Below are 26,700 nucleotides of genomic sequence, written 5' to 3' on the forward strand. Positions count from 1 at the left end.
CATGCAGCTCATCGCCTGCCCCTGGTGCGGCAAGCGCGAGGAAACGGAGTTCCACTACGGCGGTCAGGCACATGTCGCCTACCCCGAGGACCCCTACGCGCTCGATGACGAGCAGTGGGCCCAGTACGTCTTCTTCCGGGACAACCCCAAGGGGCCCTTCGCCGAGCGGTGGGTGCACGCGGCCGGCTGCCGGCGCTGGTTCAACGCCCTGCGTGACACCGTCACCCACGAGTTCCTCGCGGTCTACGACAGCCGTGCCGAGCAGCCCGCCGCCGCCCCGAGCACCGCATCCGCTCCGCAGCCGGGGAAGGACCAGGAGGCCGGCCGATGACCACCCCGTTCCGTGCGCGCGGCCACGGTCGTGTCGACCGCGAGACCACGCTCTCCTTCACCTTCGACGGCACCCCCTACACCGGTCACCCCGGTGACACCCTCGCCTCGGCCCTGCTGGCCAACGGCGTGCACCATGTGGCCGACAGCGTCACGTACGGACGGCCGCGCGGCGTCCTGGCCGCCGGAGCCGAAGAACCCAACGCGCTCGTGCAGATCGAGGCCCCCTTCCCCGAGCCCATGCTCACCGCCACCACCGTCGAGCTGTACGACGGCCTCGTCGCACGGGGGCTGTCCGGCCGGGGCCGGCTGAGTGGGCGGCCCGACTCGGCCCGTTACGACACCATGCACGCCCACTGCGACCTTCTGGTCGTCGGCGCGGGCCCCGCGGGACTGGCCACCACGCTGGCGGCGGCCCGGGCCGGAGCCCGCGTGATCCTCGTCGACGAGCTTCCGCAGCCCGGCGGATCGCTGCTCGGCAGTCAGGAACCGCTCGACGGCGCACCGGCCTCCGCATGGGTCGGCGATGTCGTCGCGGAACTCGACACCTGCGCCGACGTGCAGGTGCTGCGGCGCACCACCGCCTTCGGTCACTACGACGACGGACTCGTCCTGGCCCTGGAGAAGCGCACGGACCACCTCGGTGCCGCGGCGCCCGCCCACATCTCCCGGCAGCGGATCTGGCGTATCCGCGCCCGCCAGGTCGTCTACGCCACGGGGGCCTACGAGCGCCCGGTCGCCTTCGACGACAACGACCGCCCCGGCATCATGCTGGCCGGCTCCGCACGCACCTACCTCAATCGCTTCGGCGTCCTTCCCGGACGGCGGGGCGTCGTCCTCACCACGAACGACAGCGCCTACCCGGCCGCGTTCGAACTGGCCGACGCGGGTGTGCGGATCGCCGCGGTCGTCGACGTTCGCGAGGAGGTGCCGGCGCACTGGCGCGCGGCATGCGAGGAGCGCGGCATCGACCTGCGCGCCGGCCACGTCGTCACCGGCACCAGCGGCATAGGACGCGTCTCCCGTGCCCATGTCGCCGCCTTCGCCGGGGGGCGGCTCGGCGACCGGCAGGGCGTCGACTGTGATCTGTTGCTGGTCTCCGGCGGCTGGAACCCCGCGGTGGCCCTGTTCAGCCAGGCCGGCGGCGCTCTGCGCTACGACGCCGAGACCGGGGCCTTCGTCCCCGCGCAGGCCCTGGACAGTGTCCGTACGGCGGGATCGGCCGGCGGCACGTTCACCCTGTCCGGCTGTCTTGCCGACGGTGTGGACGCCGCCCGGCAGGCGCTGGCGGCCGTCGGCAGGACCGGCCGGGCGATCACCCTGCCGACCACCGCCCCGCTCCCGGACGGGGCGCCCGCCCGGGTCCTCTGGCGCGTCCCGAGCCCGCGGGACGGTCAGGACGGCGCCCACCAGTTCGTCGACCTTCAGCGCGACGCCCTCGTCTCCGACGTGCTGCGGGCGACCGGGGCGGGCCTGCGGTCGGTGGAGCACGTCAAGCGCTACACCACGATCGGCACCGCCCATGACCAGGGGCGTACCTCGGGCGTGCTGACCTCGGGCATCGTCGCCGAGGCGCTCGGGGTGGATGTCGCCGACCTCGGCACCACCCGCTTTCGTCCGCCTGTCGTGCCGGTCGCGTTCGCCGCACTCGCGGGCCGCAATCGCGGGGAACTGTTCGATCCGGTCCGGGTGACCGCGCTGCACCCCTGGCACGTCGAGCACGGCGCCCTGTTCGAGAACGTCGGCCAGTGGAAGCGCCCCTGGTACTACCCCGGGGCGGGCGAGACCATGGAGGACGCCGTGCTGCGGGAGTGCCGGGCCGCCCGTACCGGTGTCGCGTTGATGGACGGCTCGACACTCGGCAAGATCGACGTGCAGGGCCCGGACGCCGGCGTCCTGCTGGACCGGCTCTACACGAACGTGATGAGCACCCTCAAGGTGGGCCGGATCCGCTACGGCGTGCTGTGCGGCGTCGACGGCATGGCCATCGACGACGGCACCGTGATCCGGGTGGCCGAGCAGGAGTACCTGCTGACCACGACCACCGGCAACGCGGCCAAGGTCCTGGAATGGATGGAGGAGTGGCTGCAGACGGAGTGGCCCGACCTGCGGGTGCACCTCACCTCCGTCACGGAGCACTGGGTGACGATCCCCCTGGTCGGCCCCCGCTCGCGGGACGTGCTGGCCCTGGTGGCCCCGGGCCTGGACGTCGGCAACGACGCCTTTCCGTTCATGTCCTGGCGGGACGCCACGGTCGCCGGCGTGTCCGCGCGGGTGTGCCGCATCAGCTTCTCCGGTGAACTCGCCTACGAGATCAACGTGCCCGCCTGGTACGGCATCACCGTATGGGAGGCCCTCCTCGCGGCCGGCGACGCGTTCGGCATCACCCCGTACGGCACCGAGACGATGCACGTGCTGCGTGCCGAGAAGGCGTACCCGATCATCGGGCAGGACACCGACGGCACCGTCACCCCGCAGGACCTGGGCATGTCGTGGGTGGTGTCCGGGAAGAAGCGGGACTTCGTCGGCAAGCGGTCCTTCGCCCGCGCGGAGAACCAGCGCGGCGACCGCAAGCAGCTGGTGGGTCTGCTGCCGGCCGACGAGCGGGTTCTGCTGCCCGAAGGCGCCCAGATCATCGCCACCAGCAGCATTCCCGAGCCACCGGTGCCGATGCTGGGCCATGTCACCTCCAGCTACCGCAGTGCCGCCCTGCGGCGGACGTTCGCGCTGGCTCTGCTGCGCTCGGGAACCGAGCGCATCGGCGACACCCTCTACGTCCCGCTGGACGGCCGGACCGTTCCGGTGACCGTGACCGACCCCGTGCTCTTCGACAAGGAGGGAACTCGCCGTGACGGTTGAGACGCCCGCTCGCTTCAGCCCTCTGTCCGCGTGGCAGGACCGGCTGGCGCAGCTGCCGACCGGCGTGCGGGTGCGGGAACTGCCCTTCCTGTCCCAGCTCACCCTGCGGGTGGAACCCGGCAGCGCCGCGGCGCAGAGCGTCGAGGCGTGCCTGGACATCAGGCTGCCGGGGCCGTCGCGCACCGCGACGTCGGGCGACGTGGAGGTGCTGTGGACGGGCCCGGACGAATGGCTGCTGGTCGCTCCCGACGGGCGGCGGCAGGGCCTTGTCACGCAGGTGCGATCGGCAGTCGGCGACGGCTTCGCCACCGTCACCGACGTCTCGGCGCAGCGCACCACGCTGGCCCTGTCGGGGCCCCTGGTCCGCACGATCCTGGCCCAGGGCTGTGCCATCGATCTGGATCCGCGGGTGACGCCCGTCGGGTCCTGTCTGACCACGCTGCTCGCGCAGGCGCCGGTCACTCTCGTGGTCCGGGGCGAAGCGGCCTCCAGCGTCTGGCTGCTGGTCCGCTCGTCGTTCGCGTCCTATGTGGCGACCTGGCTCCTCGACGCCTGCACGGAATACCGAGGGAGCTGAACGGGCACTCGCGCCGGTCCCGGTCGAGGGACCGGTCGTCGCGAGCGGACGTCATCGGCGTCGTTCCCCGGTCCTGCCCCGGCGGACTCGCGAGCCGACGACTCCGTCAGGTCGCTGTGTGCGCCGAGGCACCGGGTTTCGTGTACGCCTGCCGTGGGGCGAGCACCCCGTGATCGGCTGTGCAGACGACGACGGCTGCCACCTCTTCGCCGCAGTCCCGGTGCCGTACCTCGAGCGGCGGTCCTTCCGGGTCGGCGGTGTAGTGGTCGCCCCACTGCTTGAGGGCGATCATCACGGGCCACAGATCCCATCCCTTGCGGGTGAGCCGGTACTCGTGTCGGGTGCGGTGGCCCGGTTCGCGGTACGGCACGGTGGTCAGGATCCCGGCGGCGACGAGTTTGCGCAGCCGGTCGGACAGCACCGCCTCCGACAGTCCCACGTGCCGGCGGAAGTCGTCGAAGCGGTGTACGCCGTTCATGGCGTCGCGCAACACCAGCAGCGACCACTTCTCACCGATCAGGTCGAGGGTGCGCTGAACCGTGCAGTTCTCGGTGCTGGTCTCCAGCCAGGTCATGACGCCATCCTAGGCTGGCTGCGGCATTGACAGCCAGAGGTGCGACTGGCTAGCTTCGCTTCACGAAGTCAGATGAGGAGGAAGAGGCCCATGACGAGGTCACGCACGTACGAGTGGCAGGATCCGGGCGTCTCCGCCGCCGCCGTCGGCCAGGACAGCGGGCTCGACTTCCTGCGCAACGTACTGAGTGGGCGTCTGCCCGCGGCGCCCATCGCCGCGACCCTCGGATTCACGCTGGACGAGGTCGAGTCCGGCCGCGCCGTCTTCGTGCTGGAACCGGGAGAAGAGCACTACAACCCCATCGGCAGCGTCCACGGCGGCGTCTACGCCACCCTCCTCGACTCGGCCGCGGGCTGCGCCGTGCAGTCCGTGCTTCCGGCAGCCATGGGATACACCTCGCTGGACCTGAACGTGAAGTTCCTGCGCCCGATCACCGTGGACACGGGCAAGGTCCGCGCCGTCGGCACCGTGCTCAATCACGGCCGCCGCACCGCCCTGGCCCAGGCCGAGCTGTTCGATTCGGAGGACCGTCTGCTCGCCCACGCCACCAGCAGCTGCATGCTCTTCCCCGTCTCTCCGCAGTAGGGGCAGGTGATGTTCGCCGTCTAGTCCGCCTCCGACGAACCGGCCCGCCGACTGGGCCTGGACTCCATGGAGTTCCAGGCCCGCAACTTCATCAGTGCCGACGAGCCGATGGTCACCCCGGGCGGGCGCAGGCGGAGACCGGGGCCTGCCTGCCCGCACCGGAGGGCTGGCTGGTAACGCCACGACACCGGCGCGTTCGCCTCCACCGGCACGGTCGTCGCCGGCAAGGCCACCCTGCGCGCCTCCCGGGCCCTCACCGACATGCTGCTCGACTTCACCTCCGCCCACCTGCGGATGCCGCGCGCCGACCGCCGGCTCGCGGAAGAGGCCGTCCTGCACCCGGCGGGCGCCCGCCGCTGAAGGAGTCGTACGCGGCCGGTCGCGCCGTCGGGGTCGAACTCGCCGCCGACGGCAACTTCGGCGGCACCCCACGCTCGGTCGCCCTCAACGCCCAGGGGCCACCCCGGCGACTGATCTCCCGGCCGCACCGTGTCGCCACCTCCGACATCGCGCACTCACACGCGGCACCACTCGTGTCATCAGCCAAGCATCTGCCAGGTGATTGTCGAATATTCGCCGCACATGCAGGATGGGGGATGAAAAATCATCCGGCGGAGGAGGCGGCTCAGTGGGGGACGGGACTCACGGCAGCACGGTCCGGGGTCGGTCGCGGCGCGTCGACGTGATCGCCGGGCGGTTCACCGTGTTCACGCCGAAGCGAGCGCCCGCCCCTCCCCCACACTCCGACCGTCACAACCGCTGGGCGTGTCGGCGCCGGCGCCGGATCGTACGAGAGCGCGGCGCGTGCGGTGACAGCGGTCGAGCCCTCGGAGTCGATGCGCGCCCAGCGACCGGCGAAGCTCACCCAGGCGATCGACGCGGTGGCCGAGGATCTGCCCTTCGCCGACGACGAGTTCGACGCGGCGATGACGCTGTTCAGCGTGCACCAGTGGTCCGACGTCCGGGCCGGCCTGCGTGAGATGCGGCGCGTGACCCGCGGGCCCGTCGTCATCCTGACCTGCGCCCCCGACCGGGTCCGGGACTTCTGGCTGTACCGGTACGCACCCGAGGTGCTGGACATCGAGGCCCGCCGCTACCCGTCCGTCGCGGAACTGGCCGCGGCGCTGGGCGGCACCACCACGGTCCAGACCGTGCCCGTCTCCCTGGACTGCACCGACGGCTTCAACGAGGCGTACTACGGCCGCCCCGAGATGCTGCTCGACCCGGCCGCCCGCCAGGCGTGTTCGGCCTGGAGTTTCGCGGACGACCGGGTCCGCGAGCGCTTCGACCGGACCTTGCGCCGCGACCTGGCATCCGGCGCGTGGGACGAGGAATACGGCCATCTGCGCGATCAGCCGACGTACGAAGGGTCGCTCGTGCTCGTGCGCGCGACTCCGTGAGCAGGGCAAGAGGAAGAAGAGGAACGGCGCGATGGCGGGTCCCGACAGGATGGACGAGCAGTTGCGAACCCTGGGCCTGGTGGAGGCCCAGGACATGGCGCAGGCCCTGTTCGCCGACGCCATGGCTCGCGATCTGGTAGCACCGGGCCACAGCGAGCGCGAGTCCGGCGACCGGATAAGGGAGCTGGCGCGGCAGGTGTTCATCGCGGCCACGCGCCGGCCCGGGCGGATCGTCCGCTCGGGCCCGCACACGGTGCTCCCGTACGACCAGGAGCCGTCGGACCGCGTCATCGGCGACGACGACATCGTGGTCGTGGAGTTCGGCCCTCTGCTCGGCGGATTCGAAACGGACTTCGCTCGCACCGTCGCCTTCGGCGACGACCCGGGCAAGCATCATCTTGTCGAGGACCTGTCGAAGGTGTTCGCCGCCGGCCGCGAGGCGTTCCGCGCGGACTCCGCCATCACCGGTGGACAATTGCACGCCGATGTCCAGGCGGTCGCCGCCAAGGCGGGCTGGACGCTGGCCGGATGGCATGTCGGACGCTTGGCCGGAACGGCGCAGACCGCGAACCCCGCGAGTTCGCAGGTGGGGTCGTTCCTCTGCCCGGACAACGACCAGCCTCTCCGCCGCACCGTCGAAGGAGGGTGGCGGGCCCACTGGATCCTGGAGATCAACCTGGCCGACGCACACCGGGGCTACGGCGGTTCCCACAAGGGGATGCTCGAACTGGCGTGACGCCGGTGACGGACGGTGGCACAGACCTCCCGGCTCGGAGTGCCGAGTCCGCTCACGATCTCTGCCTCCTGCGATCCCGTCTCCAGCCGACTCCTGACATGGTCCTGTGCTCCTTGGATCCGTCGCGGCCGCGGGCCGGGGCCCGCATCGCCTTCGTTCTGGCTCGGAGCCTGCGCCCACCCGGTTTCCCGACGGCCTCACCTCGCCTTCGGCGGACGAGCGGACGCCGGGATTCGTCGAACGCGGGCCGCGCACCCGTCTCGCGGTGAGCGACCGCCCGGCGGGGCCAACGTGCACGGGCGGACGGGCTGTTCTAGCGTCGAAGACAGGAGGGGCGATCCTGCCGAGCCGGCGAGCGCCCGGGACCCGGATCCACGGTCGTACACCGGCCGCGTCCCCTGCTCGGCCCGTTGAACCGCAGATCTCCACCCCGTAGAGCAGGTGCCTTTCATGCGTATGCCGGCCCGATTCCTTGGTGTCCTCACCGGTGCGGCCCTCGCCCTCGGCGGTGCGGCCCTCACCGCCCCCGCCGCCCAGGCGGACATCCCAGCCTGCACGAACTTGGTCCAGCAGGCGGGCGTCGACGTCTCGGACGCCGTGACGGCGGCGTGCACCCGAGGCGTGCACAACGACCTGCGCGGCTGCGTGACCGCCCTGACCGAGGTCGGCGTCCCGGGCGGCGCCGCGAACGGCGCCTGCCGCACGGCGGCCAGCCCTCCGTGACCTCCTGCCGAGGCCACGCTCGGCCCGACACGCTGTCCCCCCGGGCCGAACGGGGCCGGGCCAAGGGAAGAACTTCCGTACACGCGGGCGGAGTCTTCCTACGATGTCGCCATGACGATCTCCGCTCAGCAGCCGCTGATACGCGTCCTGTACGACGAGTCCCGCGATGACCTGCGAGATCCGGCCCGTCCGCGTCCCGTCCGCCTCTATCTGTGGGAGCCGGACCAGCCCTCGGCTCTCCCCGCTCCGCTGGTCGTCGTCTCGCACGGCACCGGAGGTTCGGGGAGCAACATGGAGTGGCTGACAGGGCCGCTGCACGAGGCGGGATTCCGCGTCGTGGCCTTCGACCACCACGGGAACAACTTCGTCGACGGCTACGAGCCGGAAGGCTTCCTGCACGTGTGGGAACGACCCCGGGACGTGTCCTTCGCCCTCGACGCGCTCGCACGTGAGCAGCCCCTCGGACCGGTTGGTGCGGCGGGATTCTCCCTGGGCGGTTACACGGCGGCGGCGCTTGCCGGTGCTCGTGTCGATCCGCAGATCCTTTGGGCGGTGCTGACGGGAGAGGTCCCGCTGCCGGAGATTCCCGAGTTTCCCGGTGCGCTGGAGGCACTGCGGGAGAAGTACCCGCTGGACGAGTCCTCGCGGCGTGCGCTGGACGCCGCCGGGGCAGATCTCTCGGATCCGCGCGTGCGGGCGGTCTTCCAAGTGGCTCCCGGAGTCGGCGGTCTCGTGACGCCGGAGAGCCTGGCGACCGTGCGGGTGCCCGTGGACATCCGCTGGGGCGGAGCGGACACGGTCAGCCCGTACGAGGTCGACACCCTGCCGTATCTGAAACACATCCCCACAGCGAGCGGCTGCTCGGCCGGCCCCGACGTCCGTCACGATGATTTCTTCAGGTTGCAGCCCGCGAACCCGGCTGTCCGCATCCGGGTGGGCAGGGAGGCGGCCGCCTTCTTCCAGCAGCACCTTCGCTGAACCCCCGCCGAGGTCCAAGGATGAGCGGGGGCGGAGCTCATGGTCCGGCGGCGTCGGCTCCCTGAGACCCGCGCGAGCGGAGTCGGACCCTGGCCACGCCGGCCTGCGACGACGGTGTGGCCGGTCACGCACGCAGCGTGTGCGCCCGCGGCGAGTCCTGGCCGGCTCGTGGTGCGGCGCCCTCGGTCGTACGGTGGAAGGAGCAGGGAGACGCGTCCTCGCATCACCGTCGCGGTGGTGTCCGTCTCGCCACAGGCCGCGCACCGCCCTGCGGACCGCTCCCGTGCGGTCGCCCCTGGGGGGCGGCTGCGGTGGTGTGGCCACCTCCCCGTACCCCTGTGACGAAGGGGAACTCACATGCACCTCAGGAACCATCGAGTCCGCCGCGTGTGTGCCGCGGCCTGTGCGGCCCCGCTGCTCGTGGTGGGCGGCGTGGTCACGACGGGCGCCGCCCCGGCGGCGGCCACCACGGCGCCGGTCTCCGTGGCCCGCGCCGTGCAGCAGTCCTCGCCGGGCGAGATCCTCTCCCTGGTCAACGCCGAGCGTGCCAAGGCCGGTTGCGAGCCGTTGAAGGAGGATCCGCGGCTCATGCAAGCTGCCCAGGCCCACGCCGACGACATGGCGGCGAACGGGCTCACCGGGCACCAGGGATCGGACGGGTCCAGTGCCCTGTCCCGGATGGAGAAGGCCGGTTACTCGCCCGAGGGGCCGTCCTCCGAGAACGTCTCCGGACCGGGCTTCGACTCCTCGAAGGCCCATGTCGACGGCTGGATGGCCAGCGACCGGGGTCACCGGGACGCCATCCTGAACTGTCAGTTCAAGGAGACCGGGATCGGCACGAAGGACCAGTACGCCGTCCAGTTGTTCGCGGTCAAGTCGCGGTAGAGGCACAGCTCTTGCGGTCTCCAGGAGAGACGGAATCCTCGCCGAGCTTCGTTCGGCACGCATCCCCCGCGGATGCGGCACCGCCCGGGCCGCATCCGCCTGACGATCCGGAAAGCAGGTGCGTCCCATGCGTATGTCGGCCCGAATCGCGGGTGTCCTCACCGTACTGTCCCTCGGGTTCGGGGGCGCGGCTCTCACGGCGCCCGCCGCCCACGCGGACATTCCGGCCTGCGTCCATCAGGTCGAGGGTGACATGCAGGGCGGGGAGGCCCCGGACTCCGTCAGGATGGCGTGCTACGTCGGCCTGACCGGGAACCATGAAGAGTGCGTGGCCGATCTGACCAAGGCCGGCGTCACGGACTCGACCGCGACGAGCGCCTGCCGGGCGGCTCCCCAGTAGGGGCCGCGCCTCGCGCGATGCCCCTGCCGACGCCTGCGCCGGGGCGGGCCCCCAACATCCCCTTGGGACGGTGCGTGTCCCGCGGGCCTGCCGCGGGCCCACGGGTGTCACCTGGAGCCGGTCACCAGTCGGTGGAGCGTGCCGGACAGTGCGTCCAGAGCGGGCCGGTATGCGTGTTCGGGTGGGGCCGCGAAGCCGACGAGCAGTCCTCCTGGGCGCTCTCGGGGGTCGAGGTGCAGTTCGGACAGACCGCGTAGGGCGAGTCCCTGCCGGGCGCAGAGGGAGAGGACCTCGTCTTCGCGTGGCCAGTCGACGGGGAGGGTCAGGAGGGTGTGCAGGCCGGCGGGGACGCCGTGGGCGGTCAGTCCCGTGACATCCGGCAGACGGGCCAGGAGCAGTTCCCTGCGTCGGCGGTAGCGCAGGCGGGTGGCGCGGATGTGGCGGTCGTACGCGTGCGTGGTGATCAGATCCGCCAGGACGAGCTGGGAGAGGCTCTCGGTGTACAGATCGGCTCGCTGCTTGGCGTCGACCACCGGCTTCACCAGCTGGGGCGGCAGGGCCATCCAGGCCAGCCGCAGAGCCGGGCCGAGGGTCTTGGAGGCGGTGCCGCAGTAGACGGTCCGGTCGGGGGCGATGCCCTGCAGAGCGCCGACGGGTTGGCGGTCGTAGCGGTACTCGCCGTCGTAGTCGTCCTCGACGATCAGACCGCCGGTGGTGCGTGTCCAGGCGCTGACGGCCTGCCGTCGGCCGGGGTGGAGGGGGACGCCTGTCGGGTACTGGTGCGAGGGGGTGAGCAGCACGGCGTCGACCTCGTGCGTCAGCGCGTCCACGCAGGCGCCGTGGGCATCGACGGGCAGGGGCGCGGTGACGAGTCCGGCTCGCTGGACGACGGCGCGGAAGACGTTGTGGCTCGGATCCTCGACGGCCACGGTCCCCGCGCCGTGCCGGACCAGCACGCCGCTGAGCAGACTCAGGCCCTGGTAGTAACCGGAGGTGATGACGATCCGGTCGGGGCTCGTGACCACACCGCGGGTGCGGCCCAGGTAGTCGGCGAGCGCGGTACGCAGTTCGATCCGGCCCTGCGGGTCTCCGGCGCCGAGCACCACGGACCGCGTGTCCGCGACCACCCGGCGTGTCGCCGCCAGCCAGGCCCGGGAGGGGAAGGCGCTGACATCGGGCAGCCCTGGGCGCAGGTCATGGTGAGGGCCCGCCGGCATCGGTGTGGCCGACGGGGAGGTCGCGGTCTCCGGGGGTACGTCCGCCACCGTGGTGCCCGATCCGGGCCGGGTGGTCAGGTAGCCCTCTTCGACCAGTTGGTCGTAGGCGGCGGTCACGGTGCCTCGGGACAGGCCGAGTTCGGTGGCCAGCCCCCTGGTGGAGGGCAACAGCGTCCCCGTGGCGAGGCGGCCCTGGCGGATCGCGTCGCGCAACGCCGACTCCAGAGCCGAACGCCGGCCTTTCGAGGCGTCCAGATCGATGTGCAGGTCGACGCGCGAACCGGACCAGGTTTTCCGCACGGAACTGGATCTTACTCCTGGTCCGGTGTCCTCCTAGCCTCCGTTCCAGTGATCGACAGACCTCGAACGACAGGACGTACCCCGATGATCGTGACAGCGCATCTCAGCGACACCCACATCGACAGTGGGCCGCGCAGCATCGAGCGCACCCGGGCCGTCATGCGCTACCTGGAAGACCTGCCGTACGACCTGGACGCGGTCCTGGTCACCGGAGACATCACCGATCACGGTCTGCCGGCCGAGTACGAACAGGCCCGTCGGCTCTTCGCCTCACGGCATCCGGTGCTGTTCTGCCCCGGCAACCACGACAGGCGTGACGTCTTCCGTACCCACCTTCTGGGGCAGGAGAGTTCGACGACTCCGGTCAACCAGGTGCATCGGCGCGCCGACGTGGTCATCGCGGTGTGCGACTCGTCGGTTCCCGGCAAGGACGAGGGGTTCCTCTCGGACGAGACTCTGGCATGGCTCGAGGACGTCCTGGCCCGGACTCCCGAGCCCACGCCCGTGCTGATCGGCTTCCACCACCCGCCGACGCGGCTGCACGTCCCGTTCATCGACGGCCTCCGCCAGTTCGGTGCCGAGCGGCTGGCAGCCCTCGTCGACCGGCATCCCAATGTCGCGGCATTCCTCTGCGGCCACGCCCACACGGCTGCGGCGACCGTCTTCGCCGGACGCCCGTTGCTGGTGGCGCCTGGCGTCGTCTCCGCCCTCCGCCTCCCCTGGGAGCATCGCGCGCACCCCCAGGACCATGTCCACCTGGACCACCCGCCCGCTCTCGCGTTCCATGTCCTGGACGAGGCGGGAAAGTTGACCACCCACTTCCGTCACGTCAGCCCAACCCTGTGACGCGTCGAAAGCAGCGGAACCGACCGAGGGGAGCCAGGAGGAGCTGTTCCTCCTGGGGCTCGGAGCCGGCGTGACGCGGAACCGCCCGCTTCGCTTCATGGCCGAACCGGCGAATCTGTCGTCCAGGGCCCTCCTGGCTGCGATGCGCTCCCTTCCTGTCAGGCTTGATCTGCGTGGTTCGGCTGCTCTGGCACCTCACTGCCGGGGGCGGCAGCTTGTTAATCTTCCCGATCATGCGAGCCCTCTTCCCAGGATCCTTCGACCCGGTCACTCAAGGGCACCAGGACGTACTCCGGCGCGCTGCCCTGCTGTTCGACGAGGTCGTCGTGTGCTTGATGTTCAATGCGAACAAGACCGGCCGCTTCCCCCTCACGGAACGGCTGGACCGGCTCCGCGCGGCAGCAACTGACCTGAGCAACGTCACGGTCGACTCCCACACAGGCGGCCTGCTGGCCGACTACTGCCGCCGAGCCGGAATCGACGTCGTCATCCGCGGAGTACGCAGCGTTTCCGACCTGGATTACGAAATGCCGATGGCCCGTATGAACCACGAACTGGCGGGAGTCGACACGTTCTTCATCGCTGCCGACCCTGCCCTGGCCCACATCTCCTCCACCCTCGTCACCGCGTTGAGCCAACAGGACCGTGTCCCGAATGACGATGTGAGCGAGCCTCTTCCAGCAGGTGGGGGCAGCAGCGAGGGTTCCTAAGTCGTCGGCTCCGGAGGTTCGTCGGGGGTTGACCGGGAGTCAAGTGGACGGGGCGTTGAGGAGGGTCTCGGCCGCATTCGTGCGGGCGTAGAGGACGGAGCGGCCGGCGCGGTGGGCGCTGACCAGGCCCGCGTTGCGCAGCGCGGTGAGGTGCTGCGACACCCCGGCCGGTGAGAGCCCGGTGCGGTGCGCCAGATGTGTGGTGGAGGCCGGGGTCTCCAGCTCGGTGAGTAGCAGGGTTCGGGAGCGGCCGAGTACGGCGGCGAGGGCGTCGGTGCGGGTGGTGTGCCGTATCTGCCACAGGGTGCCGACACCGCGTGCCGGATAGGCGAGTTGCGGCGGGTCCGGTGGTGTCGTTCGGGTGCGCAGCCCGGGTCCGGTGAAGGCCGAGGGGATGAGGAGCAGTCCGGTGCCTGCCGTTTCGCGGGTCAGCGGCTGCTTTCGGCGGGCCATCCGCAGCCCGCCCACGTTCCAGCTCACTGTGGTGTGGAGCTCGTTGAAGAGACGGGCCGCGCCGTATTCGGCGACGGTGCGGGCCCGGTGGAGGACATCGGCGTCCAATACTGCCCGGATCCGCTCCCAGTACGGGGCCAACGCCAGCTCCCAGTACGTTTCGAGTTCGTCTGTGACCTTGGCCAAGCGGGCCTCCGGGTCGGCGTGCAGCATCCGCAGCCGGGGGCCGAGGCCACCCTGGTGACGGGACAGGTGGTCGAGGTCCCGGCGTACCTGACCGGCGGGCGCAGCCCGGATCGTCTCCCACTCCGCCTGTGGTGTGGGAGACGGTCCAGCTGGGGCCGGGTTGAGGAAGTCGGGGACGTAGCCGGTGGGCGGAATCAGCTCGGAGAGCCAGCCACAGTCCAGTCCGGCAGCCTCCAGGCGCGGCCTGACCTGGTCGGCCCAGCGCCGGTGCACGGGATGCGTGGCGTGGGACCGCAGCAACCGGAAGCTGGGAGCAACCTCCCACATCGGCGAGACGGCGAACCGCACCTGTGCCAGATCACTCGCCGAGAACGGCAGTTCCGCCAGGAAGACCACTCTCCAATGGATTCAGGCATACATGAATCAATGGCGGCTCAGCCTACCTTGCGGACATCATCCCGCCATGACCACACAGACGATCAACGCGGCGGCAGCGGGCACCTGGGAACTCGGCGACCGCACAGTCAACCGGATCGGTTTCGGCACGATGCGCCTGCCCCAGACCGGCGAGGCGTTCGCGGCCGGTGCCGCCCCGCGCGACCGCGACCAGGCGATCGGCGTGCTGCGCCGCGCGGTCGAACTCGGCGTGAACCACATCGATACCGCCGCGTTCTACTTCTCATCGCTGCGCAGCGCGAACGAACTGATCAACCGGGCACTGGCCCCCTACCCGGACGACCTCGTCATCACCACCAAGGTCGGGCCCGGCCGCGACCCTTCGGGCCGATGGCTGCCGCACGCCACCCCCGAGCAGCTGCGCGGACAGGTCGAGGAGAACCTGCGCCAGCTCGGCCGCGACCACCTCGACGTGGTGAACCTGCGCATCGTCGGCACCGACTCGATCGCCGAGCGCTTCGGCGCACTCGCCGGCCTTCGTGAGGCCGGGCTCATCCGCCACCTGGGTCTGTCCAACGTCCGCCCCCACCACCTCGCCGAGGCCCGGACCATCGCGCCCGTGGTCTGCGTGCAGAACATGTACGGCATCGGCGCATCACCAGAACAGAAGGCGTTCCTGGAGCTGTGCGGCGAACAACGCATCGCGTTCGTGCCGTTCTACTCGATCGCCGGCACCGGACGCACGGCCGGCGCAACCGCCGACGACAGCAACGAGGTGCTCGCCATCGCACGCGCCCGCGGGGTGAGCACGGCCCAGATCCGGCTGGCCTGGACCCTGCACCAGGGCCCTCATGTCCTGGCCATCCCCGGCACCGGCGACCCCGGCCACCTCACCCAGAATGTGGCTGCCGGCTCCCTGCGTCTGTCCGGGGATGACCTCACCGCCCTGGACTCCCTCCGCCACCCCACAGCATGAGAAGCTCCTTGGTACTCGAGGCCGGTTCACCGAGAAGGGCCTGCCCGGCTTGCAAGACCGCCACCGGTCGGGACCTATGACATCCACCAGGCGAAAGCGTTCGGCCGCGCCGAACCCCGCACCGGCATCGACCCGTTCATGAACCTGGTCAACCAGGTTCATGCAACAGGGCATCCGCCCCCAGGCCATCGGGCACCGGATCGTCAGCTATGCACCAGCCCCCGCCCGATGCCGTCCCCCCTCCCGGCCGCCACACCGGACTCCTCCTGAAACGATCAGAGATCCGAAAGTGGCAGGTCAGGGGCTATTACAGTCCGCTCTCCACGTGATGTGGTGTTCAAATGTCTGACATTTGGATATGGTGCTGCCATGAAGCGCATCACCACACCGCGCAGGACAGCGAGTCTGTCCGCGCAGCTCGTGAACAGTCTCCGCGCGCACATCGAGGCAGGCGGATGGCCGGTGGGAACGCGGATCCCGCCGGAGCAGGCTCTCATTGAGGAGCTCGGGGTCGGGCGCAGCACGCTGCGGGAGGCGCTCGGGGCGCTCGTGCACCTGGGGCTGCTGGAATCCCGGGTCGGGGACGGCACCTACGTCCGCTCGTCGAGTGAGCTTCAGTCGGTCATGGTGCGGCGAGCCAGTTCCGCGCAGCGGGAGAACGTCCTCGAACTGCGCTCTGTGCTCGAGGAGTACGCCTCGGGGGCCGCTGCCCTGCGTCGCGACGAGGACCAGCTGCACCAGCTGCGGGAGCTGCTGGCCGACGCGGACGCGGCCGCTGGGGGTGAGGACATGTCGCTGGCCGAGAGCGTCGACGCACTGTTCCACCGGGCCGTCGTGAGGGCGAGCAGGAACGAGTTGCTGGTCGAGGTGTACGACTACCTCGGTACGGCTCTCACCTCCTCGCTGGGCGGCCTGCCCTGGGACGCGGCCGGCGCCGAGGAGCACGCCAGCCTGCACAGGCGGCTCGTCGATGCGATCGAGGCCCGGGACGAGAGCGGCGCCCGCGCCGCGGCGGCCGCGATCGTCCAGCTCACCCGTGACCACGAGGTTCGGACACGACCATCGGGGGAGGGGCAGTGAGCCCGCAGGCGTCTTCGTTATCCCCTGAGCGCTCCACGTCCGGCAATCGAGCAGAGCAGCGGCCTGACGTCGAGCCGGGGCGGGCTGCTGAGCGCCCTCCCGCCACTGCCGTTCGCCGCGACCTTGCCCCTGGTGGCACGGGCCTCGCCCCAGTTCGGCAGCGCACGCCTCCGTCCATCGGTGTGACCCGTGCTCCGCCCCCCTGGCGGTCGGGACTGGTCCCGTGCTCCGCCCCCCTGGCGGTCGGGACTGGTTTGGCAAGCATGTTCATCGGCCCGCGGGCCTTGGTGTTCTGCGCCGCCGTCGCATGGCTGCCCGGCATTCTGATCCACCGCGGCACGAGCAGCACCACGGGCGGCTGGATGCTCTTCCCCCGCCAGGCGATCACCCTGGCGGCCGGCAGTGTCCTACTCCTGCTCACCCGGGGCCCCACAAGCAGCGTCGGACCGCGGCCGGGGCCTCGGTCGTCATGGCCGGTGGCGTCGCCGCGCTGGTGTCCGCGCCCGGGTCGGCCGTCGTGGCGTGCACCCGGCTCGGGCTGGGCGGCGGTGGATGCCTCGTCCTCACGCCCAGCTTCCAGAGCGAACACGCCGCCAGCTACGGCGAAGCCGCCGCGCAGGCAGGCACGGCGCGGTCCGTCGGCTCGCTCGTAGCAGCGGCGGTCCCCTCCTCCTCAACATCCCGCACGGCGTCACGAACAGCTGGACGCCACCCCTCGCGACCCTGGTCGTCCTCAACATCGCTATGACAGGGGCCGGATACGGCGCGGGCCAGAGCCGTCGCGTGCGGCATTCCGCCCGCTGCCCAGCGCGCCCCGCCGGGGCGGACGCCGGCGCCGCCTCCTGGCTCCCACCCCGGCCGCCCCGAAAAGTGACGCCTCCTCCCCCACATGAACGGGCCGTCAAGGCCACGAAGGAGAAGACTCATGTCCGGATCGCATTCCCCAACTGACGAGTTCAGCGCATTGACCGCCCAGCGCAGCGCGCACCTGTACGCGACCGACCCGCAGTTCCGCGGCGCCGCGCCCCTGGACGCCGTCACCGAGGCGATCCGGCGGCCGGAACTGCCGCTCGCCGACCTCGTCGCCACGGTGATGGAGGGATACGCGGACCGCCCCGCCCTGGGCGAGCGCGCCACCGAGCCGGTCACCGACCCGGACACGGGCCGCACCACGCTGCGCCTCCTGGACCGGTTCGACACGATCACCTACGGCCAACTGTGGGAACGGGTCGGTGCGGTGGCCTCCGAGTGGCGCCACCACCCCGACCACGCCGTGGGCGCCGACGACTTCGTCGCGGTTCTCGGTCCCCCGAGCGCCGACTACACCACGGTGGATCTGGCGTGCGTCCGCTCCGGAGCGGTCTGCGTCCCTCTCCAGGCCGGTGCCTCGGCGGGAGAGCTCGCCCCCGTCGTCGCGGAGACCGGACCGCGCCTGCTCGCTGTGGACGTCACCCACCTCGATGTCGCACTCCACGTCGCGGCGCATGCCCCGGCGCTGGGCAGGATCGTCGTGTTCGGCCACCGCCCCGAGGTCACCGCTCACCGGGAAGCACTGGACTTCGCACGCGGTCGGCTCGCGGCGCAGGGCCGGGGCGTCACCTTGGACACGCTGGCGTCCGTCATCGAGCGAGGAAGGACCCTGCCGCCCGATCCCCGGACCCCCGCGGAGTCTGCCGACGACGCGCTCAGCGCGCTGCTCTACACCTCGGGAAGCACGGGCACCCCCAAAGGCGCCATGTACACCGAACGTCTTGTCCGGCCGTTCTGGGTTGACTTCGTGCCGGGCCAGGAGACGCGGCCGGCCATCGTGCTCAACTACATGCCCTTGAGCCACATGGTGGGACGGGGCGTGCTGTTCGGCACGCTCGCCAAGGGGGGCATCGCCTACTTCACGGCGTCGAGCGACCTGTCGACCCTCTTGGAGGACCTCTCCCTGGTCCGCCCCACCGAGTTCCTCATGGTGCCCCGCATCTGCGACATGCTCTTCCAGCGCTACCAGAGTGAACTGACCCGCCGGAACGAGGCGGGAGCGGGAGGCAGCCCGGCCGAGCAGGCGGACCGGGTGAAGGAGGAACTGCGGGAGAAGGTCCTGGGCGGCCGCCTCCTCTCGGCCCTCAGCGCCTCGGCCCCGCTGAGCGCGGAGATGACGGCGTTCGCCGAGAGCTGTCTGCACGTCACGGTGCTCGACGGCTACGGGTCGACGGAAGCCGGAATCGTCTTCCTCGACGGCCGGGTGCTGCGCCCGCCGGTCACCGACCACAAACTGGTGGATGTGCCCGAATTAGGCTACTTCCGTACGGACTCGCCGCACCCCAGGGGCGAACTGCTGCTCAAGTCCGACCGGCTCGTTCCCGGCTACTTCCAGCGGCCGGACGCCACCGCCCAGGTCTTCGACGAGGACGGCTTCTACCGCACGGGCGACATCATGGCCCGTACAGGCCCCGACGAGCTGGTGTACGTCGACCGCCGCTCCCATGTCCTCAAGCTGTCCCAGGGCGAGTTCGTGGCCACGTCCCGTCTGGAAGCCCTTTTCACCGCCAGTCCGTTCGTCCGGCAGATCTTCGTGTACGGCAACAGCGCCCGCGCCTATCTGCTCGCCGTCGTCGTACCCACCCAGGAGGCGCTCGACCGCAGCGGCGAGGACTCCCGGCACCTCAGGATGGTCCTGCGCGAGTCCCTGCAACGCCTCGCCGCCGAGGCGGGTCTCAACTCCTACGAGATCCCACGGGACTTCGTCATCGAGAGCGAGCCGTTCAGCCAGCACAACGGGCTGCTCTCGGGAATGCGCAAGCTGCTGCGCCCCGCTCTGACGAAGCGCTACGGCGAGCGCCTCGAAGCGCTGTACACCGAGCTGACCGAGCGCGAGAGCGGCGAACTCCAGGCGCTGCGCCGGGCCGGCCCGGCCGGGCCGGTACCGGCAACGGTGCTCCGGGCCGCCCGAGCACTTCTCGGACACGAGCAGGGCGACCTCGATCCCCGTACCCGCTTCCTCGAACTCGGCGGCGACAGCCTCTCCGCGCTGTCGTTCTCCCAGCTGCTGAAGGAGATCTTCCACGTCGACGTCCCTGTCGACGTCGTCATCAACCCGGTCAACACGCTCCAGCAGGTGGCCGATCACATCGAGAAGGCCCTGGCATCAGGGCACCGGCGGCCGACCGCCGACAGCGTCCACGGACCGGGAGCGACACGGCTTCTGGCAGGCGATCTGACGCTGGACGCATTCCTCGACACACAGACCCCGGCGAAGAACGACAGCCCGGCCGGTCCACTGCCACCGGCACGCACCGTCCTGCTGACCGGCGCCAACGGCTACCTGGGCCGCTTCCTGTGCCTCGAATGGCTGGAGCGCGTCGCGGAGCGTGGCGGCACCCTGGTGTGCGTGGTCCGTGGCAGCGGCGCCGAGCCGGCCCGGGCACGGCTCGATGCGGCCTTCCACAGCGGCGACCCGGAACTCCTCCAGCGCTACCACGATCTGGCCGCCGAGCACCTGGAGGTGGTCCCTGGGGACATCGGCGAGGCCGACCTCGGTCTTGACAAGGAGACCTGGCAGCGGCTGGCCGACACCGTGGACCTGATCGTTCATCCGGCGGCACTGGTCAACCATGTCCTGCCCTACGAGCAGCTGTTCGGCCCCAACGTGCTGGGGACAGCCGAACTGATCCGGCTCGCGGTCACCTCCCGGATCAAGCAGTTCACCTACCTGTCGACGGTCGCCGTCGCGTTCGGGTTCGAGGCCGCGGCCGACGAGGCGGCGGACATCCGCACGGCCTGCGGCACGCGCGACCTCGACAGCGGATATGCCGACGGCTACGCGGCCAGCAAGTGGGCGGGCGAGGTCCTGCTGCGTGAAGCGCACGACACATTCGGCCTGCCGGTCGCCGTGTTCCGCTCCAACTTGATCCTCGCGCACCGGCGTTACCGGGGACAGTTGAACATCCCGGACGTGTTCACGCGCCTCGTGCTGAGCCTGCTGGCGACAGGAATCGCCCCCGGCAGTTTCTACGCCCCGGGCACGGGCGACGGCAGCGGCCACTACGACGGACTCCCCGTGGACTTCACCGCGCAGGCCATCGCCGCGCTGGGCGACGACGCACGGGAGGGGTACCGGACCTTCAACGTCGTCAATCCGCACGAGGACGGAATCTCACTCGACACGTTCGTCGACTGGCTGGCGACAGCCGGGCATCCCCTGGCGCGCATCGACGATTACGACGAGTGGCTCGACCGCTTCGAGATCGCCCTGCGCGCGCTGCCCGACCGCCGGCAGCAGCATTCGCTGCTCCCCCTGCTGCACGCCTTCGCGCGGCCGCAGCAGCCCCTGCCCGGCTCCGCTCTCCCGGCGGAGCACTTCCGCGCGGCAGTGCAGGCAGCCGCCCTCACCCCGGAGAACGACATCCCGCATCTGTCGCAGGACCTGATCACCAAGTACGTGGCGGACCTTCGGGCACGGCATCTGCTGTGACCGATCCCGAGGGAGACCGTGGGTGGTCATCGACGAACTGCGGTCGGCGGCCGGGCGGACACCGGCGTCTCAACCACCGCTACGAACGGCACCCCCGTAACTACCTGGCCTCTCTCGGCCTGGCAGCCGCACTCTGCTGCTACAAACGGCTCCTCAAACTGACCATGCAGGACACGGCCCAAGACGTGTCCTGCGTGATGAGACCGAGCGCCGGGCCTGCCGGCGGTGCTGCGTGAGGCGGACCCCGACTTCGCAGTGGGCTTGTCGGCTGGCATCGTCCGCCTTGCGCTACGAGGCCGCCGGCGTGTCCGTACGGGCGTCGTAGGCGGCGCGGGCATCGTCGATCCGGGCCAGGTGGGCGACGCTCCATTCGAGCAGGGGCGCGGTGGCCTCACGCAGGGTCACGCCCATCTCGGTGAGTTCGTAGCTGACATGCGGCGGCATCACTTCGTGGACGGTGCGTGTCAGGATTCCGTCACGCTCCAGGCTGCGCAGCTTCACGGTGAGCATGCGCTGGCTGATTCCGTCGATGGCCTTCTTGAGCTCGGTGAAACGACGCGGTCCGTTTCTGAGGTTGCGCACGACCAGCAGCGACCACTTGTCCCCGACGATGTCGAGCACCACCCGGGTCCGGCACGCGTCGCTGGGCCGGGCGGCCGACTGTGGGCCACCGTGTGCCGCGTCCATGGTTACCTCCAGAGAACCGGGGCACGCGAAAGTGCCTTATTGCCTGCGGCACGTCGTGTGCACCAGCATGCTTTCGGTACTCGATCGGTACCGAGGCACGAATGGTAACCGCAGAGCCGCGAGCCGGCGCCCTGCGCGTGTCCGTGCCCTTCCGTTTCTGCGAAGGAAGGTTCTTTTCCTCATGTCCGATTTTCAGCTGGTACACGGTGCTTGGCACAGCGGACGGTGCTGGGAGCGGGTGGTGCCGCTGCTGGAGGCTGCCGGACACCGGGTGTTCGCGCCGTCCCTCACCGGTTATGGCGACAAAGCGCACCTCCTGGGTCCGGAAGTGGGGCTCGACACACATGTCGACGACGTGGTCGGGCTGATCACCGAGGAGAACCTCAGCGACGTCGTACTCGTCGGCCACAGCTACGCGGGCCTGGTGATCTCCGCGGCGGCCAACCGGATTCCGGAGCGCGTCGCGCACCTGGTCTACCTCGACGCGATGGTCCCGGAGGACGGCGAGTCCGCGATCGACGTGCAACCCGTGACACGGCAGCTGATCGAGCTGGCCGAGAAGTCGGAGAGCGGTTGGCGCGTGCCGCCGATGCCCGAGCAGCCCGCACCCTTCGGCCTGTTCGGTGTCACAGACCCGGTGGACGTCGCCTGGCTGCGCGGGATGCTCTCGGACCAGCCGGTGCGTTGTCTGCAGCAGCCGGTGCGGCTGGACAACCCAGCCATGGACGCGCTCCCGCGCACGCACATCCACAATGTCGGCGCCATGCCGGCGGGCGTCACCCGTCGCCCGGTCCCCCCGGTCCAGCCCAACGGCACTGCCGCGCAGGTCTGGGAGCTGCCGACCGGTCACGACTGCATGATCACCATGCCGGCAGAACTCAGCGAATTGCTTCTCAAACTCGTGTAGGGCTGTGCCTTCGCCCCGCCCGGGCGAGTGCCGTCACCGGCTGCTCGCCGATGGACAGGTCACATGTCGTCCCCTTGGCATGCTGTCACCCCCCGAATTCTCGGGGATTCACGACGCCTCCCGACCAGGCCATCGTCCAGGGTGTGCTCCGGACTTCGGTGCACTCTCGGCACGGCAGTGCCTTGCCGACTGCGATCAGGGGGAAATGGATGATGAGAAGCATTCTGCATCTCTCCTTGCACACCGTCAACGATCACTTCAGATCCATCTACCGAAAGACCGGAGTCGGCAGCCGCGAGGAACTCGTCTGCAGTCTTACGTGACGATCTGTCGGGTGAGGGCCTCAGGGATCACGTCGTCGACTGCAGCGCGGTCCGGTCGCCGCCCGAACGGTGCTGCGGTCGGCCGTCACCTTGGCGGCCTCGATGCGTCCCGCTGTGCCGGTGCACTGCCGCTCTGCCCCTCCCGAGGAGCGGCAGCAGCTCTTCCGTGACGTTCGACGTTCCACAGCGGCCCGAGCGGGAGGGCTGCCGGCACATAGCGGACCGGGCCGGCCGGTTACCGAAGACACAAGATCGTTTCGTTCGGTTCGGCAGGCCTTATGGCAGTACATGGCACGGTGGCCGCCGGTTTCGAGGGCGCGGCGTACGACAGGACGATGCTGATACCGGCATCCTCATCGGCGCCGAGGCTCCGGAAGACGGTGTTCGTACCCCATGGTGCGGCCGGTGGATGTGGCACGTGACGCCCCATCGCCGGTGAAGCCGTACGGCTCCTGGTCCCTCGCCACCTGAGGGGTCCGACGGCCGGGAGACGCGGGTCACATGCGTCCGTGTCACAGGCTGACGGGCTACCTCGTCTCAGGGGTGTAGCCACTGACGAGCACGGAGGAGCACACCATGGACGCGCGTCTGAACTACTTCGACAGCCCGACGGCCGGCAAGGCCCTCAAGTACTTCGTGTCGGCGGGCAAGGCACTCAAGGACTCGCCGCTGCCGGCCGCGACGCAGGAGCTGGTGGCGTTGCGCGTAAGCCAGATCAACGGCTGTGCCGTCTGCATAGACATGCACACGAAGGAGGCCGCGGCCTCCGGCGAGACCTCGGTGCGGCTGAACCTGGTCGCGGCGTGGAGGGAGGCCATGGTCTTCACCGAGGCCGAGCGTGCCGCGCTGGAGCTGGCGGAGGAAGGGACCCGCGTCGCGGATGCGGCCAAGGGCGTCAGCGACGCGGTGTGGGCACGCGCGGCCCAGCACTACGACGAGGAACAGCTCACCGCCCTGGTGCTCCTGGTCTCCTTCATGAACTCGGTGAACCGGCTGAACATCATCACCCAGCAGCCGGCCGGCAACTACGAGGCCGGTCAGTTCCACTGAACGCCGTCAGTGACCGGCTCGGGGTTCCGCTGCGGGCTCCGGGCCCGGTGGCGTGGGCGTGGGCGTGATCCACGGGGGCCAGTGATCAGAGACGATGACTGCAGCCGCGAGGGCGGCCGCAGTGGAACGGGTGCGGGAAAGGGTGTTCGTCGTGAACAAGGACGAGGAGTTCGAGGAGCTGCGGCCGCTGCTGTTCTCGATCGCCTACCGGATTCTGGGCAGCGTGGGTGAGGCCGAGGACGCGGTGCAGGAGACGTGGCTGCGCTTCGCCGGCTCGGCGACCCAGGTCGCGTCGGCCAAGGCGTTTCTGTCGGCCACGGTGACACGGATCTCGATCGACGTACTGCGCTCCGCGCGGGTGAGGCGGGAGGAGTACGTGGGTCCTTGGTTCCCCGAGCCACTGCTCAGCGATCCCTATCAGGATCCCGCGCGTTCGGCGGAGCTGGCCGACTCGGTGTCGATGGCGGCGCTGCTTCTGCTGGAGCGGCTCAGCCCGCTGGAACGGTCGGTGTTCGTCCTGCGGGAGGTGTTCGGCTTCGGGTTCGACGAGATCGCCACGGCGGTGGAACGGTCGGAGGCGGCGTGCCGGCAACTGCTGGTACGGGCACGGCGGCACATGCAGGCCGGACGGCCGCGGTTCGAGGTGGACCGGCAGGAGCGGCAGGAGCTGGCGACGCGGTTCTTCGACGCCCTGAAGGACGGTGACGTGCGCGGGCTGCGGAATCTGCTGGCCGCCGACGTGCAGATGGTCGGCGACGGCGGCGGCAAGGCCCCCCAGCTCGCCAAGGCCGTCAGCGGCAGCGAGAACGTGGCTCGGCTGCTCACCTCCGTCTTCCCCCTGATGGCCCGGATCGACGTGACGTTCGAGCCGCACGAGATCAACGGGCAGCCCGGCGCGATCTTCCGCGACCGGCATGGCAAGGTGCTTCACATCCTGGCCCTGGAGGTACTCGGCGGGCAGATCAAGACCATTCGCTCGGTGATCAACCCCGACAAGCTCGGCCACCTCGGGCCGGTCGCCGACGCCTGGGCTGTTGACCGCGAGGTGAAGCAGGCGCGCGGGCAGACGAAGTGAACCCGGGACCCGAGCGGGCTGCTCGTCGACCGGCAGCTCATGGCAGCGGCCACAGTGCGGCCCGTTTGCCGGAACGGGCGGCAGGGTCACGACTTCGACCACCTGCGAGAAGGCTCGCGGGGACGGCCCATCGTGCCCCTCGACGCTCGCCGCGGCACCGAAGGGTCCGGCCGCCTGGGCCGGCATCGGTGGGTGGTCGAACGGGCCATGTCCTGGCTGAACGGAGGCCGCCGTCCGCACCGCCGTACAAGCGCAAGGCCGAGCGCTTCCCGGCCTTCGCGGGCATCCCTCGCGCTCTCACCTCCAGCCACCGCTGCACCACCGGCGCCTGGGGAGGCGATTGATTAAGATCTGGATCATGTGGAGACAGGCAGCGGCAGAGGTCTTTCCTGGCGTGGGCTTCCGGGAACCGGCTGAGGCATCCGACCTCGTCACGGCGGAGACGCGGCTCAGGCGGAGACTGCCGCCAGAGCTCAGGCAGTTGCTCCTCGAAAGCAACGGGGTGATGGGACACGCTCACGTGGACACCGTCTGGCCCATCGATCAGATAGTGGAGAGAAACCTTCTCTTCTGGTCCGACGAGACGTTCGCCCAGTTGTACATGCCGTTCGACGCCTTCCTTTTCTTCGGGGACAATGGAGCCGGCGATCGGTTCGCCTTCGTACGGAAGCCCGAGCGTCCCGACATCTTCGTCTGGGAGCACGAGAGCGACAGTCGCCGGTGGGTGGCCATCAACTTGCAGGACTACCTCGGCCGAGCACTCCGGACCGACGACGACTGGTATCAGCTGTAAGGCACCAAAGGAACGGTGGTTCTGCTCCTCGTGCTACGCATGGACCGAGCGGGGACACGATCCGCGTGTGGTTTCACGGCCGCTCTACCAGCTCGTGATGTGGAGCGCGCATCCGCCCACCCGCATCGGCACCGCCGCCTGCGGATTCGCTGGGAGTTCCACGACGACATCCACCACGCCTTCCTCGCCCTGGCCTGTGCGGGCATCTGCCGGCGGCGCCGACTGGTCGCAGTTCAGCGCCGCCACTCGTAGGCGCCCGGCGACGTCTGGAGGACTTCGCTCGACGGCCTGGCGCGTCGTCGGCCGTGCATCGACGTCATCTCCCTCGACAACCGGCGCTGCCACGGGACCTGCCCCACGCGGATCACGTCATCATGGACGGAGGGAACGCTGGACCGTTCTGCCGAACGCTGTTGATGGGATGCCGTTCATGACGATCCGGGTCGCGGTGGCCGACGACGAGGAACTGCTGCGCACCGGCTTCCGTCTGGTGATCGACTCCTGGGACGACCTGACCGTGGTGGGTGAGGCGGGTGACGGTCGGCAGGCGGTGCGGTTGGTCCACCGCACCCGGCCTGATGTGGTGTTGATGGACATCCGGATGCCGGGCTTGGACGGGATCGAGGCCACCCGGCAGATCGTGGCCTCCGGCAGCACGACCCGGGTGCTGATGCTGACCACGTTCGACGAGGACGAGCATGTGCTGGCGGCGCTGCGGGCAGGCGCCCGTGGATTCCTGCTCAAGGAGATGGAGTCCGCCGAGCTGGTGGCGGCGATCCGGGCCTCGGTGCGCGGGGACACGCTGCTCGCGCCGAGCCCGACCCGCCGCCTGCTGGACCGGCTGCTGCGCACCGCGCCGGACGGGCGCACGGTGCCGCCCGCGCTGACCAGCCTGTCCGCGCGCGAGATCGAGGTGCTCACCCTGATCGGGCAGGCGCTCTCCAACGCCGAGATCGCCGGTCGGCTGTCCCTGTCCGAGGCCACGGTCAAGCGGCACGTGGCTGCGGTGCTGCGCAAGCTGGGGCTGCGGGACCGGCTCCAGGCGGTGGTCGCCGCCTACGACCACGGTCTTGTCCGGCCCCGCGGTTCGTGACCCTCCTCCTTGAGGAGGAGGCGCCAGGCGGGTGATCCCCCCGGTCCATTCCGAAGTGCGCCTCCAGGTCGATCACAGGCGGGCTGCGGCGCCGTAGCG

The 26,700-nt window shown here is 70.2% G+C and carries 22 protein-coding genes and 3 pseudogenes; 21 read left to right on the top strand and 4 right to left on the bottom strand.

The window, feature by feature from the left end:
• Position 1 precedes the first annotated feature (1 nt).
• Both ACZ7KF_RS37230 and ACZ7KF_RS37235 read left to right on the top strand, forming a co-directional pair.
• Positions 2 to 3,189: pseudogene (locus tag ACZ7KF_RS37230) on the top strand (sarcosine oxidase subunit delta family protein).
• The gene (locus tag ACZ7KF_RS37235; RefSeq protein WP_471085608.1) at positions 3,179 to 3,766 is read left to right on the top strand and encodes a sarcosine oxidase subunit gamma; all 588 of its coding nucleotides are present in this window, start codon (positions 3,179 to 3,181) and stop codon (positions 3,764 to 3,766) included. Before ACZ7KF_RS37230 ends, ACZ7KF_RS37235 begins: the two are co-directional and overlap by 11 nt.
• Before the next feature lie 106 nt (positions 3,767 to 3,872).
• On the opposite strand, the gene ACZ7KF_RS37240 is transcribed toward ACZ7KF_RS37235, so the two are convergent.
• A complete protein-coding gene (locus tag ACZ7KF_RS37240) occupies positions 3,873 to 4,340 on the bottom strand; it encodes a winged helix-turn-helix transcriptional regulator (RefSeq protein WP_471085611.1) in 468 nt (155 codons plus the stop codon).
• Positions 4,341 to 4,430: 90 nt separating this feature from the next.
• Between ACZ7KF_RS37240 and ACZ7KF_RS37245 the strand changes: the two genes are divergently transcribed.
• The 7 genes and pseudogenes from ACZ7KF_RS37245 (at position 4,431) to ACZ7KF_RS37275 (ending at position 10,047) form a co-directional block, all read left to right on the top strand.
• Positions 4,431 to 4,925 (top strand): PaaI family thioesterase, encoded by a 495-nt coding sequence (locus ACZ7KF_RS37245; RefSeq protein WP_471085613.1) that lies wholly within the window; start codon positions 4,431 to 4,433, stop codon positions 4,923 to 4,925.
• Between the two features lie 779 nt (positions 4,926 to 5,704).
• Positions 5,705 to 6,325, top strand: a pseudogene (locus ACZ7KF_RS37250) (class I SAM-dependent methyltransferase); the annotation flags it as partial.
• A 31-nt stretch (positions 6,326 to 6,356) separates the two neighbouring features.
• Positions 6,357 to 7,061, top strand: coding sequence for a M24 family metallopeptidase (locus ACZ7KF_RS37255; protein WP_471085616.1), 705 nt, complete (start codon positions 6,357 to 6,359; stop codon positions 7,059 to 7,061).
• A 450-nt stretch (positions 7,062 to 7,511) separates the two neighbouring features.
• Positions 7,512 to 7,784 (top strand): hypothetical protein, encoded by a 273-nt coding sequence (locus ACZ7KF_RS37260; protein WP_471085619.1) that lies wholly within the window; start codon positions 7,512 to 7,514, stop codon positions 7,782 to 7,784.
• Positions 7,785 to 7,895: 111 nt separating this feature from the next.
• Positions 7,896 to 8,762, top strand: coding sequence for an alpha/beta hydrolase family protein (locus ACZ7KF_RS37265; protein ID WP_471085622.1), 867 nt, complete (start codon positions 7,896 to 7,898; stop codon positions 8,760 to 8,762).
• Positions 8,763 to 9,119: 357 nt separating this feature from the next.
• Positions 9,120 to 9,647, top strand: coding sequence for a CAP domain-containing protein (locus tag ACZ7KF_RS37270; protein WP_471085625.1), 528 nt, complete (start codon positions 9,120 to 9,122; stop codon positions 9,645 to 9,647).
• Positions 9,648 to 9,780: 133 nt separating this feature from the next.
• Positions 9,781 to 10,047 (top strand): hypothetical protein, encoded by a 267-nt coding sequence (locus tag ACZ7KF_RS37275; protein ID WP_471085628.1) that lies wholly within the window; start codon positions 9,781 to 9,783, stop codon positions 10,045 to 10,047.
• Between the two features lie 107 nt (positions 10,048 to 10,154).
• On the opposite strand, the gene pdxR is transcribed toward ACZ7KF_RS37275, so the two are convergent.
• Positions 10,155 to 11,564 (bottom strand): MocR-like pyridoxine biosynthesis transcription factor PdxR, encoded by a 1,410-nt coding sequence (pdxR, locus tag ACZ7KF_RS37280; protein ID WP_471085631.1) that lies wholly within the window; start codon positions 11,562 to 11,564, stop codon positions 10,155 to 10,157.
• Positions 11,565 to 11,648: 84 nt separating this feature from the next.
• Here pdxR and ACZ7KF_RS37285 point away from each other — a divergent pair, with 84 nt between their 5' ends.
• Together ACZ7KF_RS37285 and coaD are read left to right on the top strand one after the other, a co-directional pair.
• The gene (locus tag ACZ7KF_RS37285; protein ID WP_471085634.1) at positions 11,649 to 12,410 is read left to right on the top strand and encodes a metallophosphoesterase; all 762 of its coding nucleotides are present in this window, start codon (positions 11,649 to 11,651) and stop codon (positions 12,408 to 12,410) included.
• A 173-nt stretch (positions 12,411 to 12,583) separates the two neighbouring features.
• Positions 12,584 to 13,120, top strand: coding sequence for a pantetheine-phosphate adenylyltransferase (coaD, locus tag ACZ7KF_RS37290; RefSeq protein WP_471085637.1), 537 nt, complete (start codon positions 12,584 to 12,586; stop codon positions 13,118 to 13,120).
• Between the two features lie 39 nt (positions 13,121 to 13,159).
• On the opposite strand, the gene ACZ7KF_RS37295 is transcribed toward coaD, so the two are convergent.
• The gene (locus tag ACZ7KF_RS37295) at positions 13,160 to 14,086 is read right to left on the bottom strand and encodes an ArsR/SmtB family transcription factor (RefSeq protein WP_471085686.1); all 927 of its coding nucleotides are present in this window, start codon (positions 14,084 to 14,086) and stop codon (positions 13,160 to 13,162) included.
• Positions 14,087 to 14,222: 136 nt separating this feature from the next.
• Here ACZ7KF_RS37295 and ACZ7KF_RS37300 point away from each other — a divergent pair, with 136 nt between their 5' ends.
• The 4 genes and pseudogenes from ACZ7KF_RS37300 to ACZ7KF_RS37315 form a co-directional block, all read left to right on the top strand.
• Positions 14,223 to 15,131, top strand: a complete 909-nt coding sequence (locus ACZ7KF_RS37300; RefSeq protein ID WP_471085640.1) for an aldo/keto reductase — start codon at positions 14,223 to 14,225, stop codon at positions 15,129 to 15,131.
• A 369-nt stretch (positions 15,132 to 15,500) separates the two neighbouring features.
• Complete coding sequence (locus ACZ7KF_RS37305) at positions 15,501 to 16,211, top strand: FadR/GntR family transcriptional regulator (RefSeq protein WP_471085643.1); 711 nt, start codon at positions 15,501 to 15,503, stop codon at positions 16,209 to 16,211.
• Positions 16,212 to 17,136: 925 nt separating this feature from the next.
• The gene (gene car / locus ACZ7KF_RS37310; RefSeq protein ID WP_471085646.1) at positions 17,137 to 20,673 is read left to right on the top strand and encodes a carboxylic acid reductase; all 3,537 of its coding nucleotides are present in this window, start codon (positions 17,137 to 17,139) and stop codon (positions 20,671 to 20,673) included.
• A 56-nt stretch (positions 20,674 to 20,729) separates the two neighbouring features.
• A pseudogene (locus ACZ7KF_RS37315) lies at positions 20,730 to 20,837 on the top strand (IS5/IS1182 family transposase); the annotation flags it as partial.
• A 124-nt stretch (positions 20,838 to 20,961) separates the two neighbouring features.
• On the opposite strand, the gene ACZ7KF_RS37320 reads toward ACZ7KF_RS37315, so the two are convergent.
• A complete protein-coding gene (locus tag ACZ7KF_RS37320) occupies positions 20,962 to 21,360 on the bottom strand; it encodes a winged helix-turn-helix transcriptional regulator (protein ID WP_471085649.1) in 399 nt (132 codons plus the stop codon).
• Between the two features lie 181 nt (positions 21,361 to 21,541).
• On the opposite strand from ACZ7KF_RS37320, the gene ACZ7KF_RS37325 reads away from it, so the two are divergent.
• The 6 genes from ACZ7KF_RS37325 (at position 21,542) to ACZ7KF_RS37350 (ending at position 26,601) form a co-directional block, all read left to right on the top strand.
• Positions 21,542 to 22,267 carry an alpha/beta hydrolase gene (locus tag ACZ7KF_RS37325; RefSeq protein WP_471085652.1) on the top strand — a complete coding sequence of 242 codons (726 nt, stop codon included), beginning with the start codon at positions 21,542 to 21,544 and terminating at the stop codon, positions 22,265 to 22,267.
• Positions 22,268 to 23,166: 899 nt separating this feature from the next.
• Positions 23,167 to 23,640, top strand: a complete 474-nt coding sequence (locus ACZ7KF_RS37330; protein ID WP_471085655.1) for a carboxymuconolactone decarboxylase family protein — start codon at positions 23,167 to 23,169, stop codon at positions 23,638 to 23,640.
• A 151-nt stretch (positions 23,641 to 23,791) separates the two neighbouring features.
• Positions 23,792 to 24,715, top strand: a complete 924-nt coding sequence (locus ACZ7KF_RS37335) for an RNA polymerase sigma-70 factor (RefSeq protein WP_471085658.1) — start codon at positions 23,792 to 23,794, stop codon at positions 24,713 to 24,715.
• A gap of 358 nt (positions 24,716 to 25,073) precedes the next feature.
• Positions 25,074 to 25,508, top strand: a complete 435-nt coding sequence (locus ACZ7KF_RS37340) for an SMI1/KNR4 family protein (protein WP_471085661.1) — start codon at positions 25,074 to 25,076, stop codon at positions 25,506 to 25,508.
• A 99-nt stretch (positions 25,509 to 25,607) separates the two neighbouring features.
• Positions 25,608 to 25,760, top strand: coding sequence for a hypothetical protein (locus ACZ7KF_RS37345; protein WP_471085663.1), 153 nt, complete (start codon positions 25,608 to 25,610; stop codon positions 25,758 to 25,760).
• A gap of 178 nt (positions 25,761 to 25,938) precedes the next feature.
• Complete coding sequence (locus tag ACZ7KF_RS37350) at positions 25,939 to 26,601, top strand: response regulator (RefSeq protein ID WP_471085666.1); 663 nt, start codon at positions 25,939 to 25,941, stop codon at positions 26,599 to 26,601.
• Positions 26,602 to 26,700: the final 99 nt, after the last annotated feature.

Source organism: Streptomyces sp. NPDC038200, assembly GCF_055600785.1.

Coding starts and splice junctions, on each gene's coding strand:
- ACZ7KF_RS37285 (WP_471085634.1), top strand. CDS start 11,649: ATGATCGTGACAGCGCATCTCAGCGACACCCACATCGACAGTGGGCCG.
- ACZ7KF_RS37330 (WP_471085655.1), top strand. CDS start 23,167: ATGGACGCGCGTCTGAACTACTTCGACAGCCCGACGGCCGGCAAGGCC.
- ACZ7KF_RS37255 (WP_471085616.1), top strand. CDS start 6,357: ATGGCGGGTCCCGACAGGATGGACGAGCAGTTGCGAACCCTGGGCCTG.
- ACZ7KF_RS37245 (WP_471085613.1), top strand. CDS start 4,431: ATGACGAGGTCACGCACGTACGAGTGGCAGGATCCGGGCGTCTCCGCC.
- ACZ7KF_RS37260 (WP_471085619.1), top strand. CDS start 7,512: ATGCGTATGCCGGCCCGATTCCTTGGTGTCCTCACCGGTGCGGCCCTC.
- ACZ7KF_RS37300 (WP_471085640.1), top strand. CDS start 14,223: ATGACCACACAGACGATCAACGCGGCGGCAGCGGGCACCTGGGAACTC.
- ACZ7KF_RS37275 (WP_471085628.1), top strand. CDS start 9,781: ATGTCGGCCCGAATCGCGGGTGTCCTCACCGTACTGTCCCTCGGGTTC.
- ACZ7KF_RS37325 (WP_471085652.1), top strand. CDS start 21,542: ATGTCCGATTTTCAGCTGGTACACGGTGCTTGGCACAGCGGACGGTGC.
- car (WP_471085646.1), top strand. CDS start 17,137: ATGTCCGGATCGCATTCCCCAACTGACGAGTTCAGCGCATTGACCGCC.
- ACZ7KF_RS37320 (WP_471085649.1), bottom strand. CDS start 21,360: ATGGACGCGGCACACGGTGGCCCACAGTCGGCCGCCCGGCCCAGCGAC.
- ACZ7KF_RS37350 (WP_471085666.1), top strand. CDS start 25,939: ATGACGATCCGGGTCGCGGTGGCCGACGACGAGGAACTGCTGCGCACC.
- ACZ7KF_RS37265 (WP_471085622.1), top strand. CDS start 7,896: ATGACGATCTCCGCTCAGCAGCCGCTGATACGCGTCCTGTACGACGAG.
- ACZ7KF_RS37240 (WP_471085611.1), bottom strand. CDS start 4,340: ATGACCTGGCTGGAGACCAGCACCGAGAACTGCACGGTTCAGCGCACC.
- ACZ7KF_RS37305 (WP_471085643.1), top strand. CDS start 15,501: ATGAAGCGCATCACCACACCGCGCAGGACAGCGAGTCTGTCCGCGCAG.
- ACZ7KF_RS37340 (WP_471085661.1), top strand. CDS start 25,074: ATGTGGAGACAGGCAGCGGCAGAGGTCTTTCCTGGCGTGGGCTTCCGG.
- ACZ7KF_RS37270 (WP_471085625.1), top strand. CDS start 9,120: ATGCACCTCAGGAACCATCGAGTCCGCCGCGTGTGTGCCGCGGCCTGT.
- ACZ7KF_RS37295 (WP_471085686.1), bottom strand. CDS start 14,086: ATGTGGGAGGTTGCTCCCAGCTTCCGGTTGCTGCGGTCCCACGCCACG.